Annotated in this window: 17 protein-coding genes and 1 riboswitch; of the genes, 10 read left to right on the top strand and 7 right to left on the bottom strand. The window is 41.2% G+C overall.

The window, feature by feature from the left end:
* Window positions 1–164: 164 nt before the first annotated feature.
* A complete protein-coding gene (locus AU377_RS08595; RefSeq protein ID WP_067406943.1) occupies window positions 165–1499 on the top strand; it encodes a CitMHS family transporter in 1335 nt (444 codons plus the stop codon).
* A 77-nt stretch (window positions 1500–1576) separates the two neighbouring features.
* Here AU377_RS08595 and AU377_RS08590 read toward each other — a convergent pair whose 3' ends face one another.
* Complete coding sequence (locus AU377_RS08590) at window positions 1577–2050, bottom strand: YusW family protein (protein ID WP_067406940.1); 474 nt, start codon at window positions 2048–2050, stop codon at window positions 1577–1579.
* Between the two features lie 143 nt (window positions 2051–2193).
* On the opposite strand from AU377_RS08590, the gene AU377_RS08585 reads away from it, so the two are divergent.
* A complete protein-coding gene (locus tag AU377_RS08585) occupies window positions 2194–2736 on the top strand; it encodes a 5'-3'-deoxyribonucleotidase (RefSeq protein ID WP_067406937.1) in 543 nt (180 codons plus the stop codon).
* A gap of 44 nt (window positions 2737–2780) precedes the next feature.
* Here the strand turns inward: AU377_RS08585 and AU377_RS08580 are convergent, their stop codons facing one another.
* The gene (locus tag AU377_RS08580) at window positions 2781–3434 is read right to left on the bottom strand and encodes a hypothetical protein (RefSeq protein ID WP_067406934.1); all 654 of its coding nucleotides are present in this window, start codon (window positions 3432–3434) and stop codon (window positions 2781–2783) included.
* A 219-nt stretch (window positions 3435–3653) separates the two neighbouring features.
* On the opposite strand from AU377_RS08580, the gene AU377_RS08575 reads away from it, so the two are divergent.
* Window positions 3654–7529 (top strand): AAA domain-containing protein, encoded by a 3876-nt coding sequence (locus AU377_RS08575; protein WP_067406931.1) that lies wholly within the window; start codon window positions 3654–3656, stop codon window positions 7527–7529.
* Window positions 7522–8280, top strand: coding sequence for a hypothetical protein (locus AU377_RS08570; protein ID WP_067406929.1), 759 nt, complete (start codon window positions 7522–7524; stop codon window positions 8278–8280). The genes AU377_RS08575 and AU377_RS08570 overlap by 8 nt, the downstream gene beginning before the upstream one ends.
* 75 nt (window positions 8281–8355) lie before the next feature.
* Here the strand turns inward: AU377_RS08570 and AU377_RS08565 are convergent, their stop codons facing one another.
* Window positions 8356–8664: a helix-turn-helix domain-containing protein gene (locus AU377_RS08565; protein WP_067406927.1), complete on the bottom strand. Its 309-nt coding sequence runs from the start codon at window positions 8662–8664 to the stop codon at window positions 8356–8358.
* 147 nt (window positions 8665–8811) lie between these two features.
* Here AU377_RS08565 and AU377_RS08560 point away from each other — a divergent pair, with 147 nt between their 5' ends.
* The 4 genes from AU377_RS08560 to AU377_RS08545 all read left to right on the top strand — a co-directional run bounded on the left by AU377_RS08560 (window position 8812) and on the right by AU377_RS08545 (window position 13142).
* Entirely contained in the window at window positions 8812–9669 is an 858-nt protein-coding gene (locus tag AU377_RS08560) for a VOC family protein (RefSeq protein WP_067406926.1), read from the top strand.
* Window positions 9670–9931: 262 nt separating this feature from the next.
* Window positions 9932–11131: a multidrug effflux MFS transporter gene (locus AU377_RS08555; protein WP_067406924.1), complete on the top strand. Its 1200-nt coding sequence runs from the start codon at window positions 9932–9934 to the stop codon at window positions 11129–11131.
* 144 nt (window positions 11132–11275) lie between these two features.
* Window positions 11276–11866, top strand: coding sequence for a spore protease YyaC (gene yyaC, locus AU377_RS08550; protein WP_067406922.1), 591 nt, complete (start codon window positions 11276–11278; stop codon window positions 11864–11866).
* A 301-nt stretch (window positions 11867–12167) separates the two neighbouring features.
* Window positions 12168–13142, top strand: coding sequence for a polysaccharide deacetylase family protein (locus AU377_RS08545; RefSeq protein WP_067406921.1), 975 nt, complete (start codon window positions 12168–12170; stop codon window positions 13140–13142).
* Window positions 13143–13188: 46 nt separating this feature from the next.
* Here the strand turns inward: AU377_RS08545 and AU377_RS08540 are convergent, their stop codons facing one another.
* On the bottom strand, window positions 13189–13731 hold the full coding sequence (locus AU377_RS08540; protein WP_067406918.1) for a hypothetical protein: 543 nt from the start codon (window positions 13729–13731) through the stop codon (window positions 13189–13191).
* Between the two features lie 152 nt (window positions 13732–13883).
* On the opposite strand from AU377_RS08540, the gene AU377_RS08535 reads away from it, so the two are divergent.
* The gene (locus AU377_RS08535) at window positions 13884–14444 is read left to right on the top strand and encodes a hypothetical protein (RefSeq protein WP_067406916.1); all 561 of its coding nucleotides are present in this window, start codon (window positions 13884–13886) and stop codon (window positions 14442–14444) included.
* An 83-nt stretch (window positions 14445–14527) separates the two neighbouring features.
* Here AU377_RS08535 and queE read toward each other — a convergent pair whose 3' ends face one another.
* The 3 genes from queE to queC are packed head-to-tail and all read right to left on the bottom strand — an operon-like array spanning window position 14528 to window position 16319.
* Window positions 14528–15235 (bottom strand): 7-carboxy-7-deazaguanine synthase QueE, encoded by a 708-nt coding sequence (gene queE, locus AU377_RS08530; protein ID WP_067406913.1) that lies wholly within the window; start codon window positions 15233–15235, stop codon window positions 14528–14530.
* Complete coding sequence (gene queD, locus AU377_RS08525) at window positions 15232–15657, bottom strand: 6-carboxytetrahydropterin synthase QueD (RefSeq protein ID WP_067406910.1); 426 nt, start codon at window positions 15655–15657, stop codon at window positions 15232–15234. The genes queE and queD overlap by 4 nt, the downstream gene beginning before the upstream one ends.
* Window positions 15654–16319: a 7-cyano-7-deazaguanine synthase QueC gene (gene queC / locus AU377_RS08520; protein ID WP_067406908.1), complete on the bottom strand. Its 666-nt coding sequence runs from the start codon at window positions 16317–16319 to the stop codon at window positions 15654–15656. Before queC ends, queD begins: the two co-directional genes overlap by 4 nt.
* Window positions 16320–16326: 7 nt before the next feature.
* Window positions 16327–16370, bottom strand: a riboswitch (PreQ1 riboswitch).
* Window positions 16371–16486: 116 nt separating this feature from the next.
* Here queC and AU377_RS08515 point away from each other — a divergent pair.
* Complete coding sequence (locus tag AU377_RS08515) at window positions 16487–17023, top strand: hypothetical protein (protein ID WP_067406905.1); 537 nt, start codon at window positions 16487–16489, stop codon at window positions 17021–17023.
* Window positions 17024–17031 lie beyond the last annotated feature (8 nt).

The raw sequence follows: 17031 nt of genomic DNA, 5'->3' as shown, positions 1-17031 counted from the left end.
TAACCTCTCTATGATAAATTTCTTAGTATAAAGAATTTTGAAATAGAGAGGGTTATTTTTTGTATGGGATACTTTATTTTTTGTTGAGTATGTATCCGCTTACATCATAAGATGCCGTTTCTCTTTCATGAGTGAACTATTCGGTTTACTAGAAAGGAGCCAATATGCTTAGTATTATAGGTTTAATAACGATTGTCGTCATTGTAGCGTTACTCATTAGCGGGAAAGTTTCTCCGATAGTGGGTCTTGTGTTAGTACCGGTTGTAGGGGCATTTGCAGCAGGCTTCGGCTTCGACCAAATCGGAGAGTTTTTCACAGAAGGAACGACCAAAGTTGCCGGCGTGGCCATTATGTTCATCTTTGCGATTTTATTTTTCGGAATTATGCAAGATGTCGGATTGTTCGATCCGCTTATTAACAAGATGATTGCAATTTCCCGTGGGAACGTCATTGCAGTTGCGGTCGCAACAGTGATCATTGCAGCAATCGCACACTTGGATGGGTCTGGGGCATCTACATTCCTCATTACAATACCAGCATTGTTGCCATTGTATAAGCGGTTGAAAATGAATCCTTATTTGCTCCTAATGCTAGTCGGGACTGCGGCAGCCATTATGAATATGGTTCCTTGGGCGGGGCCGCTTGGGAGAACAGCTTCAGTATTAGATGTTGACGTGACAGAACTTTGGAGACCACTTATTCCTATTCAACTGATCGGTCTTGTATTATTAATCATCATTGCCATTGTTTTAGGCTATCGTGAAAAACGACTCATTGCAAAGAAGGCTTCTTTAGGCGAAGAAACGATGGAAGATCAGATTTCTGATGCAACGATTGCTGAAGCGCAGCTGGCAGCTACTGTAATCGAGGAAGATTTAAAGCGTCCTAAACTGCTTTGGCTTAACGCCATTTTAGCGGTTGCTGTGATTGGTGTTCTAGTATGGGGGATTATTCCAGCAGGTTTTGCGTTTATGATTGGCGTGAGTATTGCATTACCGTTAAACTTTCCGAAAGTGCAAGACCAGATGGCGCGCATTAAAGAACATGCGCCAGGCGGTATTTTAATGGCGACGATTATTTTGGCTGCTGGCTCTTTCTTAGGGATTTTAAACGGAACGAATATGTTGACTGCTATTGCTACGGATCTTGTGACAGTTTTACCGGCGTTTGTTGTACCGTATTTACATCTCATCATTGGGATTTTCGGCGTGCCTTTTGATTTGCTGTTAAGTACGGATGCTTATTATTTTGCTCTTCTGCCGATTGTTGATCAAGTGGCAGCGTCATTTGGCGTGCCATCACTCTCTACCGCTTACGCAATGATCATTGGAAACATTATCGGGACGTTTGTCAGTCCGCTATCGCCTGCCCTTTGGTTGGCACTTGGACTTGCTGGACTAGAAATGGGGAAACATATCCGGTATTCCTTTATGATGATGTGGGGGTTGAGTATCGCTCTATTAGCGATTGCGGTCGTACTTGGAATTATTATCATTTAATTAGAAAAAGGCATCATGATGAGGTTCTCCGACAAGATCGGAGTAACAGCATCAGATGCCTTTTTTCTATGCAAACACTACTTCATTTCTTCAATGTTTAAAGTCGTACCATCATCAAAATGCACTTCTAAATCGAATTTCGAATACTGATCAATGGCATACCATTCTAGTATTTTGTCGATCACTTCTTGTTGCGGCGTGTCGTGTCTGATAAGAATTTTCATAAACAATTTGTGGAGCTCATCCATTGCTTTTGTATCTTGTAATTGAACATTATTTCTTGCGTCGATATATTCTGCTTTCAGTTGATTCTCTGTTGTCTCATAGTCCGCTTCGATCGTATCTTTGCCGTTGACGTCAATATCAAGGTCGAAGGAAGTAAATCCATACCCAGCACCAGTCTCTAAAGAACCGCCTTCCTTCTCGTCTTCATGAATAATGTCGGCCTCTTCACGTTGTGGTTGATCCGCATTTTTGCCCAGGTTGCCGCATCCGCTCACAATTAAGATGGATGTACATAGGATCATCCAAATGATTCCAAGCTTTTTCAAATTCTTCTCATTCCTTCCGAGTGTTCTTGTTATAGTTATTGCCTTCGTCCGAAAGGATTAAACGATCCTTAACGCGTGTCAAATGGAACCGCTTGATCGGTATGTTAAACTATATAAACAGGAAATGTTAAAGGAGAATTTTGATGAAGCGAATTGCAATAGATATGGATGAAGTAATGGCGCATTTCAGTGCGAAATGCTTGGAACTTTTCAACGAAGATTACAAAGAAAAATATACAAGTGAACATTTACAGGGGAGGCGACTAGTAGAGCTTGACACAAGATTTGAGGAGAAAATAGGGAATTACTTAGAGAAGGATTCCTTTTTTCTTGAATTAGATGTCGTCAAAGACAGTCAAGCAGTGATCAAACGATTAAGTGAGCATTATGAAATTTATATTGTGACAGCAGCCATGGACTTCCCTGCGTCTATGGCGCCAAAATACGAATGGTTGAAAAAGCATTTTGGCTTTTTGAATGAAAGAAATTTCGTTTTCTGCGGAGATAAAAGCATTATTCAAGCGGATTACTTAATCGATGATACACCGAGTAATTTAGCTACTTTTTCAGGTGAAGGCATCCTTTTTACCGCCCCGCATAATTGGAATGTAACAGGCTACACAAGGCTAAATAGTTGGCTAGAAGTGGAGGAATACTTTCTGTCAGCGGTGCCTGTTGCTCATTAATCATCACAAAAAGTCCCAAGCGTCAAAATTGCTTGGGACTCCTTTTATGCCTGAACCAAATGTGGGAACGTAATGACAAGCTGGCGGTCTACATTGATCACTTCAATAATTTCTTTATCGAATAGATAAGGTGTGTCATTTTTGTCTTGCGGTGTTATTTTTTCATAGCTATTTTGTGTCCGCAGCACTTGAAAAGTGACTGGGATATAGCGGCCTTTATTCAAAGTTTTCGTATTCCCCATTAAAAATACTTCTTTACTAGAAGCGGCAAAACTTAAGTATCCAACTTCTCTGCCTGTGTCCGCCGAGCGAAGCGGAATACTTTGCAATAGGGAAATGATACATAAAATAAAGTCATTAATGACTTCGGGAGAGAGCTTTTCATACCCATATTTTAAAAACAAAGCGTTAAAACCGTTTCGAATTTCCCTAAAAGAAAACAAGTCTTCAATTTTCTTCAGACTGCGTCCTTTTTCCATGTCTTTGATAATTTGAATACTTTCATCAAAATACTCTTTGACAAATCCAGTGTAATGTTCCCTTTGTACAATAAAATCTCCAAGGTCTTTCAATACTTTAATATCTTGTACATCATTTTTTACGAACGTTAAAAAACAATAAAGATCTTTTTCATCAAAATTCCGTATGGAAAATTTTTCATAATAGGTTTCTACTAAATGCTTCGCTTTCTTATCCACGATAATCCTCCTAAAGCTGTTTCTTCAATTGTAACTTTAAACGGATCCGAACAGGATTGCAATCGAGACAGTTAAAAGTGAGTTTTTTTAGATATGAGACCCTCAAATGAGTTACAATAAAGCTCGTGCTAAAATTTATAGGGGAACTTACAAGTCGGTCATCTTTTTTTGAGATCCTGACTTTTCATTATTTATTTTGTTTAGAAAGGGGTCGTACGGGTGAAGCAAGATAAAACGAAACAAAGCATTCTGAAGTGCGGCCTTGGCATCACCAATAATGCCCGTAAAGGAATTGCGAAAGTAATAGAAGATGAATTGGCTTTCTTTTCTATGCAGGAAGCTTTCGATATCTATATTGAAAAACGTAAAAGCAATCGGGAAGGAGCGATGGCTTTTACGTTATTCTTTGATAATGACACGAATGAATTATTAGCAAAACGATTAGACGGCAAAGTCGCTGTCATGGAATGTGTCTATCAGTCAGACGGCTTTTTGGCAACAGGATTTCACGTAAGGGGGCGGAAAGAAATCGTCCGCACGAATCGCCGCCTCCCGATTCGAATAAAGTTTTTACCTGGCCGAAAAACTGCCGCGCCGATTGAATTATATACACAGCTCCGAGAATTGCCGATTGCTGAAGAACGGTCAGAATATGTGAAAAAAAGAATTGCCAGCTGGGAAGGGTATTTGCGTATTCAGGAAAGAAATGCCGATGTAGAAGACGTCACTACAACGTTTTCAAAGGTAACTTTCAATGAGGACTTCACAAGGCTGCGTCTCGTATGCGGCGGCTTAAAAGCGAAAGGCTGGCAGATGATTCAAGGGTTCAGTGCAAAACTGAAAGGATCTTCTCGTGACATTGGCCAAGTATTGAAGACAAATAAAGCGAAAAGCACCGTTGAAATTGAACTAAATCGATTTACAGCGGAAAGCGCCCGGAAAAATCATTGGCGCCCGAAGTGGGACGAAGAAATTATCTTTAGCAATTTTGCGGAACTAAGCCAAGTGAGACGATTGCGCAAAGGATTTAAAGATTTACAAGATGGACTCGCTGCCAACCCCAATTTAGAAAAAATTCTTTTTGAAGAACGGCCACGCGTCCGTATTACAAACCAAAAGAAAAAACTTGAATTTCATAATGAATTAAACGAATTTCAGCAAGAAGCAGTAGCAGGTGCGATGAATGCGAATGATCTATATGTGATTCAAGGACCGCCAGGCACAGGGAAAACGACGGTGATTTCTGAAATTTGCTATCAAAATGTAAAGGCCGGCCTGAAAACACTTGTCGCATCCCAGGCAAACCTTGCTGTTGACAATGCGCTTGGCCGGTTGCTGTCAGACTCGGATATTCGAATTTTGCGTTACGGTCGGACAGAAAGCATTGAAGAAGAAGGCAAAAAGTTTATCGAAGAAAATGTGGCGCATTATTGGAAAGAACAAACAGTGGAAGCTGTGGATGAACAGCTGCAGTCTTTTTCGCTTAGGGAAAAAGAAACGGAAGAAGAGCTACATCGCTGCGAAACCCAAATAAAGGAATTGCAGCGGGAAGCGGAAGAACTAGAAAAAACGATCCAGCTGCAACAAAAAGCACAAGAAAAACGCTTGCGGATTGACGTCGATCTTAAGGGACTGACGAAAGAAATAAAGCAGCTCGGCGTGAAAAAACAAGCGCTGGAAAATGATCAAGCGAAGCTGAAACAAACTACTGTAGAATTACAGAAAGTCATTTCCCGCCTTAAACAATCTCTTGATGCAGAACAGGTGGGCGAGGAGACAGAGGCGCAAATGAAAGAAGCGGCAAAGGAAATCGAAATTCTTCGCGGAAACATGCGCTACCGCCAAACATTGGAAGAAATCGGGGCGCTAATCCAGGCGCTTCAAGACCATCAGCAATCGCTTGAATTGAATCAAAGCAAAGTGAAAAATCTTCAAGACATGACTCAACAACTTCAAGAGATTCCTAGGTTTTCCACTTTTATGGAACGCATCCGTGACTTCAAGATCCCTCCATCTTCTAATGTACAAAAGAACATAAATGAATTACAGTTGCGAATCCGAGAAATTCATGCCAATACGTCGAGCGAAAGCTTTCAGGATTGGAACGATTTAAACAATCGATTGGCAATTGCAATTGAAAAGGTTGAAGAAACGTTAAGGCAAAATGGCTTTCGACAGCAGCCCATTCAAAGAAGGATGAATCAAACATTCACTTCGGTACAAGACATTCACGGGCTAGTGGATCGGGTAGGAAGATTTTTGATTAGCCCGCCTACAAAACGAATGTTGGAAACGAGGAATTATTCGCCCGAGAAATATGATTGTCTTCTTAAAATAGCCGATGCGGCTGATATTTTGCGTGAACGCCTGTATTATGCGAAAGAAAAAGCAATGAAATTGGAAAGGCAAGATCAATTGCAGCAACATGCTAAAGAATTATTTGCTGCTATTAAATCAGGCATCAATGACCAGCTTAACGGAATGATGACCAACTTAGAACATGAAAGAAAAGCCGTTCAGCAAGAAATGGAAAATGCAGAGATAAAGCTGAGTGACCTACGGCGTGCTAGTGCCAAACAGCTAAAGCAACTTGGCACTGTCAATGAGTCAGCAGCGATTAGTTTTATGGAAGAAGCATTGCGGAGGAAAGAGGCGGTGTTTGCTCAATTCGAAGAAAAGAAGAGAGCCCTTGAGCAGTCAGCGCGCCAGCTTGCGACCCATCAAGAAGAAGTCAATGAGAAAGCTAACGAAGAAAAGTTGATTGCCGAAGAGCTGAACGAATTGAAAGAAAAACAGAAAACAATTTGCGATGAAATGGAAGAACGGGAAAACGAACGCAAGGTATTGGATGAATTACTTGCCCAACGTCCCGAAGAGCAGCGTAAACTAGTAATCGCTGAAATAAACACCCTTCATAACAAGATAGAAGCATTGGAAAGTGTTAGAAAAAGGTTGCCAATGACAAAAGTGTTGCAACAACAATGGCAATCTCTTTTATTGGAAGCAAATGACTATGATTTGGATGAAATCCGAAAACTGTATGTAGAGCATGCCAATGTGATTGGTACAACATGTGTCGCTTCCGCGAGACGCGACTTTGACGAAGAGTATCCAGAATTCGATGTCGTTATTATTGACGAAGTGTCAAAAGCAACGCCGCCTGAATTGTTGCTTCCGATGCTAAAGGGGAAAAAGATTATTTTAGTCGGAGACCATCATCAGTTGCCGCCATTAATCGGCCAAGAAACAATGGAAGAATTCCTAGAGGAAATTGAAAACCAGGAAGAGCAGAAAGAATTCGCTCAACTGTTGAATGAGTCGTTATTCGAACGGCTCTTTAGAACGTTGCCGAAGCAAAATAAAACAATGCTTGGGATCCAATATCGCATGCATGAAACGATCATGGGGACGATCGCGCCGTTTTATGAAGAAGGAAATAGTCGACTACAATGTGGGCTAACTGATTCAGATCGGATGCGAGATCACTTATTAGAGTCGCGCTTTGTACAAAGAAAAGATCATTTGCTTTGGTTTGATCTGCCAAATGCACCGAATTATTTCGAAGAGCGAGTGAAAGGCGGTACAAGTAGATTCAACCAAGCTGAGCTTTCGATGATTGAAAAACTGCTCGCCGATTTGAATGATGCGACGAAAAATGCGAAAATAGCAGGCAGAATGGCAGAGGAAGATCAAAAAAGTGTTGGTGTGATCAGTTTCTACGGGGAGCAAGTGAAGCGGATTGATCAGCTAATCGAACAAAAGTTGATGCCGCAGCATTTGCATTGTAGAACTGGATCTGTCGATAAATTCCAAGGAATGGAAATGGATGTCATTATTGTTAGTTTCGTTCGGAATCACGACGAAAAAGGCGGCGACATTGGTTTTGCGAAAGATTATCGCAGGTTAAATGTTGCTTTGTCACGTGCTCGCGAACTGTTAATTGTTGTAGGAAGTTCGGAGATGTTTACGATCCAGACGAAACACCCGGCTTCGAGGAAAATGTATGGGCGCCTGTTGCAAAATGTTCAAGAGGTCAATGGGTTAAGGGATTATCAAGGTGACGTTATAGGGGAGGGAAGTGGTGTCAATGGATGAATTGAAAAAGCGTTTGGCAAGGGAACTCCAACAGGATTTCAATGTGAAAATTTTGGATTCTCTCGTTTGGCATGTACCCGTACATTCCATTGACATTTCATATCAAACCGAGAAGCGAACGAAAATGGATGTCTTGATGAAAATGATACTCATCGTGTTACAAAAATTAACGACCGCAACTATTGAAGAACTAAGTGACATACTGCTTGTTGAACCGCTTTTTGTAGAAGGAATCCTTGCGAAAATGACAAGGACGCAGATGGTTGAAAAGAGCAGCACATCTTTTACCTTAATGGATCGAGGAAAGGAAAGACTTGATGAGGAAGTTTTTATTCATGAGCCTGAAACAGATTCTAAAACCGCACTATACAGCCTATGTCATCAATCATTCCTAAATGGAAATGTGGCGAATTTAACTGAAGAAGCGAGGGAAGTCTTTCGTTATGCGGATGAGTTTAATGATTGGGCAGTCGAATCTCTTGAAAAAAATAAAATCAAGAGTGCACTTCAATTTTTGAATGTCGAATCGGCTGAAGGCAACGTCCAAATTGTTATTTCTGAAATTCTTTCGGTTGTTGACACTCAAACCGATTGGTCGCCATGTCTGGAATTTCGGCTATACAACAAGGCGGAAGACTTGCTCTATGCCCGCGTTTGGAATACGATGACGGAGCATTGGGATGAAACGCTTGAAATGCAGTTGAACGAAAAAGAACGGAAGCAATGGCGAGAAGATTATTTAAATAAATAGGAAGAAAATGATGGTGGGTTTTGCGCATGTGAACAGGCGCAAAACCCCTTTTCATATGGTGCTTCCTTTATGATTTTATACCTCCAACCAGTTTTGCGACCATTTTTCTATTTCTTCCATAAGTGGTGCGAGCGATTTCCCTTTATCGGTTAAGGAATATTCGATGCGAACCGGTGTCTCTGGAAATACAGCTCTATTGACAATCCCTTCATTTTCCAAATCTTTTAACCGCTCTGATAGCACCCTGCCGCTTACACCGATGGATGATTCCATGTTGCAAAAACGTTGTGGACCAGATAATAATTGGTAAATGATTAAACCCGTCCACCTTTGGCTTAATAAGCCCATCGCTTTTTCGAATCTCGGACAAATTGACTGATCCATAAAATCAACTCCTTTCTTATAGTATAACGAGTATGAATGACGAATTACAAATCAGTTACTTGACGGTCGTCAATTCTGATCGTATACTAACTTACATAAAGTAACTGGATATCAAATTTTTTTAATCCAAAGTAGGAGGCAACCAAAATGAATTTTCATCGTGAACCTATTACATTCGTAGGGCGAGTTGACTTGAAAGTACAAAACTTAGAAAGATCCTTAGCGTTTTACAAAGAGGTCATTGGATTTACAGTATTAGAACAAACAGAGCAATCTGCTCAATTGACTGCGGATGGGAAGACTATATTATTGACCCTTCAGCAATTGGAAAACGTTGTGCCGAAACAAGGAAGAACGACAGGATTGTATCATTTTGCACTTCTTCTGCCAGAACGTGATGATTTAGCCAATATCGTGCAACACTTTAGTGAAATTGGTTTGCAGTTCGGTTCTTCGGACCATCTAGTAAGTGAAGCGCTTTACTTATCTGATCCAGATGGGAATGGGATTGAAATCTATATAGACCGTGACCCTTCCGAATGGGATTGGCATAACGGTGAGGTTGCAATGACAGTTGATCCATTGAATTTTAGAGACCTACTAGCAGGTGCCAGAAAGCAATCATGGAACGGTTTACCCGCCGGCACCGTGATGGGACATATTCACTTGCATGTAGCTGAATTAAAAAAGACGGAAGAATTTTATATTAAAGGACTTGGATTTGAGGTCGTCAACCGATATGGCACACAAGCCCTTTTCATTGCGGACGGAAAATACCATCACCATATTGCGTTAAATACATGGAATGGAGTCGGGGCACCTGTGCCATCTCCGAATCATGTTGGACTTGAATCATTTACGTTAATGCTTCCGAATGAAGAAAAGAAAAACAAAGTGATCGCTCAACTAAAGAATATGGGCGCTGCTGTCACTGAAGAAAATGGTTCGATTGTGACAACGGATCCTTCCGGAAATCGTATCCACTTAAGCGTTTCAGTAATATAACTAGCCGTTTGTTTTGGATCACAAGACGATCGGATCCGCAAAACAAATAACAAAAAGAATGATGATCGTAGAAAGCAACAGTAAATTTAAAAAACACCAGCTCCCCGTTGTTCAGATTCATTTAGAACTAGCGGGGGCTGTTTTTTATATTTCGAGCTAAAATCTTTCAAATTGCTAGTATTAGTGATAGAGTAAAATCTTATGTTTACAAAGGTATATAATGAATGGATTGCCTTTAGGCTTGGAAAGGTTGAAAGCATATATGGAATCATTAACAGGAACAAGGCGATTAAAGCTAGCGCTGCTTCTAGGAACGTTGGCAGCGATGGGTCCTTTAACAATCGATATGTATTTGCCGTCATTTCCTACGATCGTCACGGCTTTTGGTACAACGCCTTCCCTCGTGCAAGTGAGTCTAACAGCGACACTTGTTGGAATAGGAGTGGGGCAATTGATACTTGGCCCGATGAGCGACGTTCATGGACGAAAGAAACCGTTAGTCATTGCCCTCATCGTTTATTTGGCGGCATCGATTTTTTGTGCATTTGCACCTAATATTGGCTTGTTTATTGCCGCACGGTTTTTACAAGGATTTGCTGCATCTGCGGGGATTGTTATATCAAGGGCGGTCGTCCGAGATGTATATAGTGGCAGGGAATTGACAAAGTTTTTTGCGCTGCTGATGCTGATCAATAACTTAGCGCCAATCATTGCACCCCTTCTTGGAGGTGGGATTCTTGCGTTTACAGATTGGAAAGGAATATTTATCACATTAAGCTTCATCGGCCTATTATTAACGGTCGTTGTCCTGTGGGGAATGGATGAATCCTTGCCGAAGCATTTACGGGTGTCAAGCAATCTTTCCCAGACATTGAAAAACTTCCAATCATTACTCAAAGATCGAAAATTTATGGGGTACGCCTTGGCACAAGGTTTCATCATGGCTGGCATATTCGCTTATGTTGCAGGGACACCGTTTGTCTATCAAACTATTTATGGTGTTTCCCCGCAATTGTTTAGCGTGTTATTTGGCATGAATGGGATTGGGCTCATCATAGGATCGCAAATTGTTGGGCGTTTGACGGGTGTCGTTTCTGAACAGCGGTTTTTAGAGACGGGGTTATTCATTTCCGTTACGTCCGGTGCATTATTACTCATTGCGGTACTTGCCCATGGACCGCTTCTCACCATTGTTGTGCCGATCTTCTTTTTCGTCGCATCGATTGGCATCATTGCAACCTCATCTTTTTCCTTAGCAATGGAATCACAAGGGCATATTGCAGGGAGTGCTTCCGCGCTGCTCGGATTACTGCCCTTCGTGTTGGGTTCCATTACCGCGCCGCTTGTTGGCATCGCAGGAGAAGAAACAGCGGTCCCAATGGGGGTGCTTATTTTCGGGTCGGCTGTTATTGCCATTTTTTCTTATTATGGACTTGCCCGAAGGAACAGGGAGGCATCCTAACAAAGAAAGCATCTACTCTTCGGAGAAGATGCTTTTTTAGCTCCATGCTATTCAAGTATCCCCCTATAAAAGGATTTTCCCCGCTCTTCGTAGAAGTAGTACATTGTCTGAAGTAGTCCTATTACCGAAAGAGGAGGGAAGCCGGTGTTTTCTTTTAAAAAGAAAAAAACTGTTCGACTTCAGGAAAGTAAGTTGTATTTTCATTATTCGGCTGAATCATCGACAGAAGAGGATCTGCATGAAATGTCCTTTATCCTGAATACATGCTACCAGTCGTGTAATGAGATTGTGTTCCTTTGTATCGGTTCAGATCGCTCGACGGGAGATGCATATGGACCTCTCGTTGGGACGATGCTCGAAGAAAGCCACTTTCCCTATCCTGTATTTGGCACCATTTCCGAACCCGTTCATGCGATAAATTTGGAAAAAGTCCTTAAAGACATTCATAGCCGCTTCACTGATCCGATGATTATTGGCGTCGACGCATGTTTAGGAGATCATCATCAAATTGGCTCTATTCTTTTAAAAGAAGGTCCGTTCATTCCCGGCAATGCGATTGGGAATCCATTAATCGAAGTCGGGACCTACCATTTGAAGGCGGTTGTTAATTACTTAGATCCTCATTTCCCAGTCAATTCTTTGAATACTACGCGATTAGACACGGTCATGAACCTCTCCAAGATCACTTCGGCAATTCTACTAAACTCAGTCAAAAAAGTACCGCAAACAAAATGACGATGAATCCCAAGCGATTTATCGTCATTTATTTGTTGCCTGGCGTAATAAAGAAATTATTTTGAAAAAATGCTATGATCAAATGGAAAGTGAGTTGTGTGAGTGACTGTCACCAATTACTCTGAGAACGCCGATAGCTAAAAAGATGTCGCGATGGTTGTTGGATGATTTTATGTATTGTCTTCATTTGTACGGGAATCCTATGATTACCCAATCATTGAAACGGAGGATTTCCATTGCTGCCAAATAATGTAACGAACCGCTTGCCTGTGGATAACTATTGTATACCCGAGGAAATGAAATGAGAAAAATATTGCTCGTAATTCTTTCCGTAATTGGAATTGGCGTCATTGCTGTAGTGAAAATCGGAATTTTATCGGAAATTATTCGTAGTAATAAGGTCGCAACGTTTGCAGAAGTTGAACCAGACGAACTATCCAAAGAAATTGGAACGTATGATCGGTTGCATCAAATCAAACCGATTGACGCGAAAATTGACCGTGTTTGGAAGGCAATACCCGGATACAATGGACTCGTTGTTGATACGGACGCTAGCTATAAAAAAATGAAAAAAACCGGACGATTTGATCCGAAAAAAGTCGTTTTGAAAGAAATTCCACCAAGCGTTCATTTGGATGATTTGGAACCGTCGCCGATTTATAGGGGCAATCCCGAAAAACCAATGATCGCATTATTAATCAATGTCGCGTGGGGCAATGAACATATCCCGGGAATTCTGAAGACATTGAAAGAAAATAACGTGAAAGCCACTTTCTTTTATGACGGCAGCTGGGTAAAAAACAATCCAGATCTCGCGATGACCATTTATGAGGAAGGGCATGAAATTGGCAATCATGCGTACAGTCATCCTGATTTGCAGCATCGCTCCAGAGAAGAAACTGTCAAAGAACTGGCCCAGACGAATGAAGTGATTGAAAAAACATTAGGCATCACACCAAAATGGTTTGCACCGCCAAGCGGAAGCTTTAACGAAACGACGATCCAAGTCGCTGATGAGCTTGGCATGAAAACAATTTTATGGACGATTGATACAGTCGATTGGAGAAAACCAGCTACTGCCGAAATGGTCAACCGCATTGTAAAGGGCGTTGACAAAGGATATATGGTGCTGATGCATCCGACAAAACCTGTCGAAGAAGGACTTGGGACGATTATTCAGGAAAGTAAAGCGAAAGGACTGCAGCTAGGTACGGTAAGCGATTTAATGAGTGAAAAGCGGATTGGTCAAAAAAACAATCTTGAAAGAAAAGAATAGTGAATGGCCTTTGCGGATGAGGAATTGAATCCCGCAAAGGCTATTTTTATTCAATGGAGTTTGCAATTTTAACGAAAGTCTCGGGCGTTACTTGAGACAATCTTTTATCGATGCCAAGCATATATTGCCAGGCGTCATTTTCAAAAACAAAAAAGTTGAATAAGTGGTGTTCGAAGTAAATGGCTTTCCCACCATTTTTAAGTGTATAGGTTTTCTGATTGCGTTGATCTTTAAAATGTAATCGGTTTTTCAAAGGGCGAATATCAATTTTATAATGATTTTCTGGTGCATTTTCATTCACAAACTTAATTTCCAGTGAATCGTTGATGTTGTATTTCGGATCTTCAGTAAATCTTCCGAATTGATGGGTGAAAGGAATAGTGGGTGTAATTGTTGGTAACTGCACTTTCTGATTGAAGTGTTTTTCAAATTGTATGACTGCATCTTCAACAGATTTATATCCAATTTCTTCATAACCTTCTTCAAAAGATTCCGGTCGATCGTTTTGGTTGGCTGATATTAACTCATAAGCTGAAAAACAAATGGTGATCACAATTATTGATAATAATATATAAATTTTACTTTGCATTTGTCACACATCCTTTTTCATTTAACTAATAGCTTTCCCATCTAAAGTAAATATATTTTAGCGGTTTTTTACATTTTTAAACGTGTAAAAATAGATTAGTAGAAAATGAGGTATACTGGAATTTACTAATTTCAAAAAGGGAGTTTGTTCACGTGATTCGGATGATGAAAAAGAGAGGGAATGAAATACATTTTTGGCAAGTGTGGAAACTAAAGCGGAAAATAGTAACGATGACAGGGATTCTAGGAAAAGTGGGCCGACGTGAAGAAATCCTACTTGGGTTATTTGAGCGTTCAGAAAAAGTGATGAAAAGACTGGCAAAAGAAAAGGAATATGAGGGATATAACCATGTGGATGAGGAGTCGCTTACGATCATAGCTGTTCAATACCGTTACGATGATGAGGAAGATGACGGCGCGTTCGATGAAGCATCCGATCAATGTGTCCATGTGGGAGATTTATTGGACCAAGCTTTGCATGATACCGGCAATGGCGGTATTGATGGCGCAGAAATTGGGAAGGGTGCTGCCATCAACTTTTTTCAAGCACTAGACGTTGAACTAGCATTCAAAACGATGGTGAATGTGCTGCATCGTCACAATCTTTTAGAAGGGGCTGAAATAGCTGTCTTTCATATGGAAGATGCCTTTATAGCACTTTATCCGGAAGATGCGGATATTAAGTTTACCCCGTCGTCGGCTTATGAAAGTTAATTGTTTGTGAGCGTAATTATAAAAAGGTGCTGTACCTTATGTCGAAATCGACATGAAGTACAGCACCTTTTTCAATTTGATCGTTAAACGCCCCGTCTGTTTCCCCATACAAGCGCATGCAACTGCGGCAGCACTTTTACATCGTTCATAATCGGAGAAGCAACAGCTAAATCAATGAGCCATTCAAACCGTTTCAAAAGGTGAGGGATCAGAACGGCATCGTCTGTTGTTGTCGTATCATCGTTACCGACCTGTAAATAGAAAGGAACAGAAGGGTATCGGAGATGGACTTCTTCTGCAAATTTGAAATCCTCTTCGTCAAAAATGACGATTTTCAGACTTGCATTTGTGTCCGAAAGCTTCTCCATGAAAAGATCTAGTTTGTCGAAATCCGTTATCATCTTTGAACTCGGCGGTTTCGGCGAAAGGGTGATGTCATCGATTTTCAACAGCCAATCTTGCCAAAACGTCGCTTGCGTTTCGACCGCAACTTTCCAACCTTCTGCATGGCACAAATCGACGAGTTCCCCGATACCTTTATGCAAGGCGGGATTTCCGCCCGAAATCGTCACATGCGAAAAAGATTGTCCGCCGATCGTTTTCAGTTCATCGATAATTTCTTGCGGTCGTTTCGAAACACTTTTCCCTGTTCCATCCCACGTAAAACTTGAATCACACCACGCACAAGAATAATCGCAGCCCGCTGTTCGGACAAACATCGTTTTTTGTCCAATTACCATTCCTTCGCCCTGGATCGTCGGACCGAACACTTCCATAACAGGAATTTTCATGCCAATTCCTCCTGTCTTGGACGGTAGACGACATAGCTCGTCGGTGTTTCCCGCACAATCACTTGGAGGCAGTCAGGCCGATTGTCTTTTGTTCGCAAAACTGACTGTATCGATGTCCAAATTTGTTCAGCTAATCGCTCAGTGGTCGGGTAAAGCTGTTGGAATTCAGGATGATCATTCAATACAGAATGGTCATATTTTTTATGAATCAAATCTTTCAGTTGCTTGAAATCAATTAAAAAACCAAGTTCATCTAATTCATTTCCACCAATCGTTACATTGATAAAATACGTATGGCCATGCATCACTTGGCATTTCCCCGCATTTTCATTTGGTATGAAATGCGCAGCTGAAAAATGCATATCTTTATTTAATTCGAATCGGTAGTTGTGCTGTACTTGCGGATAAAATTGCTGCATCATTTGGAAACACCCGCAGTCTTTCTTGCTAGGTATGCTGCAAGACCTTCATTGCGCAGTACACATGCCGGACATTCCCCGCATCCCGTACTCGGCACCCCATTGTAGCAAGTAAGTGTTTTTTCTTGCACAAAATCGAGTGCACCGAGCTCATCGGCAAGTGCCCAAACTTCAGATTTATCGAGCCACATTAACGGTGTGTGGATGACAAAATTTCCATCCATTGCTAAATTCAATGTCACATTTAATGATTTAATAAAGTTATCGCGACAATCCGGATAGCCGCTAAAATCCGTTTCACTCACACCGGTGATTAAATGCCGTGCGCCAATCGCATCGGCGTAAACCGCCGCGAAAGAGAAGAACAAATGGTTTCTTCCAGGTACAAACGTCGACGGCAATTCGCCGTCTACCTCTGCCACTTCAATGTCATTTCGCGTGAGTGCATTGGCGGATAACTGGTTGATCAAATTCATATCTAACACTTTGAACGATACACCAAGTTCCTCCGCAATTTTTCGGGCATGTTCAATCTCATCCGAGTGACGCTGTCCATAGTCGAACGTCACTGTTGCGACTTCCCGGAAATTTTTCAATGCCCAAAACAGGCATGTCGTACTGTCTTGGCCGCCGCTAAAGACGACTAACGCTTTTTCATTTTTCATATTACCAATCTCCTTAGTTTTTTATAGAGGGAGTTTGCGAACCTCTTGTTTTGAACCTTGTTTATCATACCATAGGTGGACGGGGAGAGTAATAACCTTTATACGTTATACTAGAGTTAAGGAATAGGGGATTTATGTTGAAGTTGATAGAAGGGAAGGTGTTTTAAATGAATAAAAAATTACTAGGGATTCTCCCATTAATTCTCATTTTTATTATCGGATTCTTCATCTGGGCTTTGGCAGAAAGGTCAGAATCCTTTCAGGAACCGAATGAAGCATTACTAGCGAATGATCAAGACCTAGTACTCATCCCCGGTTATAAACACGATGATCGAGCACTGTTCTTTTTTATAAAAAATGAGACGTATTTAGGTGCTGCTTATGTGCATAAAAGAATCTTTGGATGGAAAGCAGGCATGTTGACATGGAGTTCGCTGGATCGTAACAATGAAGGATTGGACAGTTACTCAGGACATGGGGATCATTTGATTTATGGATTGATCCGGCATGGTGACGAGCGGCTTATTCAAGTAGGTGAACATGACGCGAAGATGCTCAATTTGGAAATGCTGCCGCAAAATAAGGTGGAACAATTGCGATTGAAGGGGCTGTATCTGTGGTATTTTGAAGGCGGTTCATTTTCAGATAGGAAAGGAGTTAAATTGATTGATAAAAATAATGGGGAGGAAATAGATTCTCTGTAAAAGAGCTT

The organism is Sporosarcina sp. HYO08, from assembly GCF_001563475.1.
Lineage (GTDB): Bacteria > Bacillota > Bacilli > Bacillales_A > Planococcaceae > Sporosarcina.
The sequence above is the reverse complement of the archived record's forward strand: the minus strand, read 5'-3'. Positions and strand labels throughout refer to the sequence as shown.

Bases quoted from the DNA above. Each gene is read 5' to 3' on its own strand.
- AU377_RS08595 (WP_067406943.1), top strand. From the start codon at position 165: ATGCTTAGTATTATAGGTTTAATAACGATTGTCGTCATTGTAGCGTTA.
- AU377_RS08585 (WP_067406937.1), top strand. From the start codon at position 2,194: ATGAAGCGAATTGCAATAGATATGGATGAAGTAATGGCGCATTTCAGT.
- AU377_RS08570 (WP_067406929.1), top strand. From the start codon at position 7,522: ATGGATGAATTGAAAAAGCGTTTGGCAAGGGAACTCCAACAGGATTTC.
- AU377_RS08565 (WP_067406927.1), bottom strand. From the start codon at position 8,664: ATGGATCAGTCAATTTGTCCGAGATTCGAAAAAGCGATGGGCTTATTA.
- AU377_RS08560 (WP_067406926.1), top strand. From the start codon at position 8,812: ATGAATTTTCATCGTGAACCTATTACATTCGTAGGGCGAGTTGACTTG.
- AU377_RS08555 (WP_067406924.1), top strand. From the start codon at position 9,932: ATGGAATCATTAACAGGAACAAGGCGATTAAAGCTAGCGCTGCTTCTA.
- AU377_RS08545 (WP_067406921.1), top strand. From the start codon at position 12,168: ATGAGAAAAATATTGCTCGTAATTCTTTCCGTAATTGGAATTGGCGTC.
- AU377_RS08540 (WP_067406918.1), bottom strand. From the start codon at position 13,731: ATGCAAAGTAAAATTTATATATTATTATCAATAATTGTGATCACCATT.
- queE (WP_067406913.1), bottom strand. From the start codon at position 15,235: ATGAAAATTCCTGTTATGGAAGTGTTCGGTCCGACGATCCAGGGCGAA.
- queD (WP_067406910.1), bottom strand. From the start codon at position 15,657: ATGATGCAGCAATTTTATCCGCAAGTACAGCACAACTACCGATTCGAA.
- queC (WP_067406908.1), bottom strand. From the start codon at position 16,319: ATGAAAAATGAAAAAGCGTTAGTCGTCTTTAGCGGCGGCCAAGACAGT.
- AU377_RS08515 (WP_067406905.1), top strand. From the start codon at position 16,487: ATGAATAAAAAATTACTAGGGATTCTCCCATTAATTCTCATTTTTATT.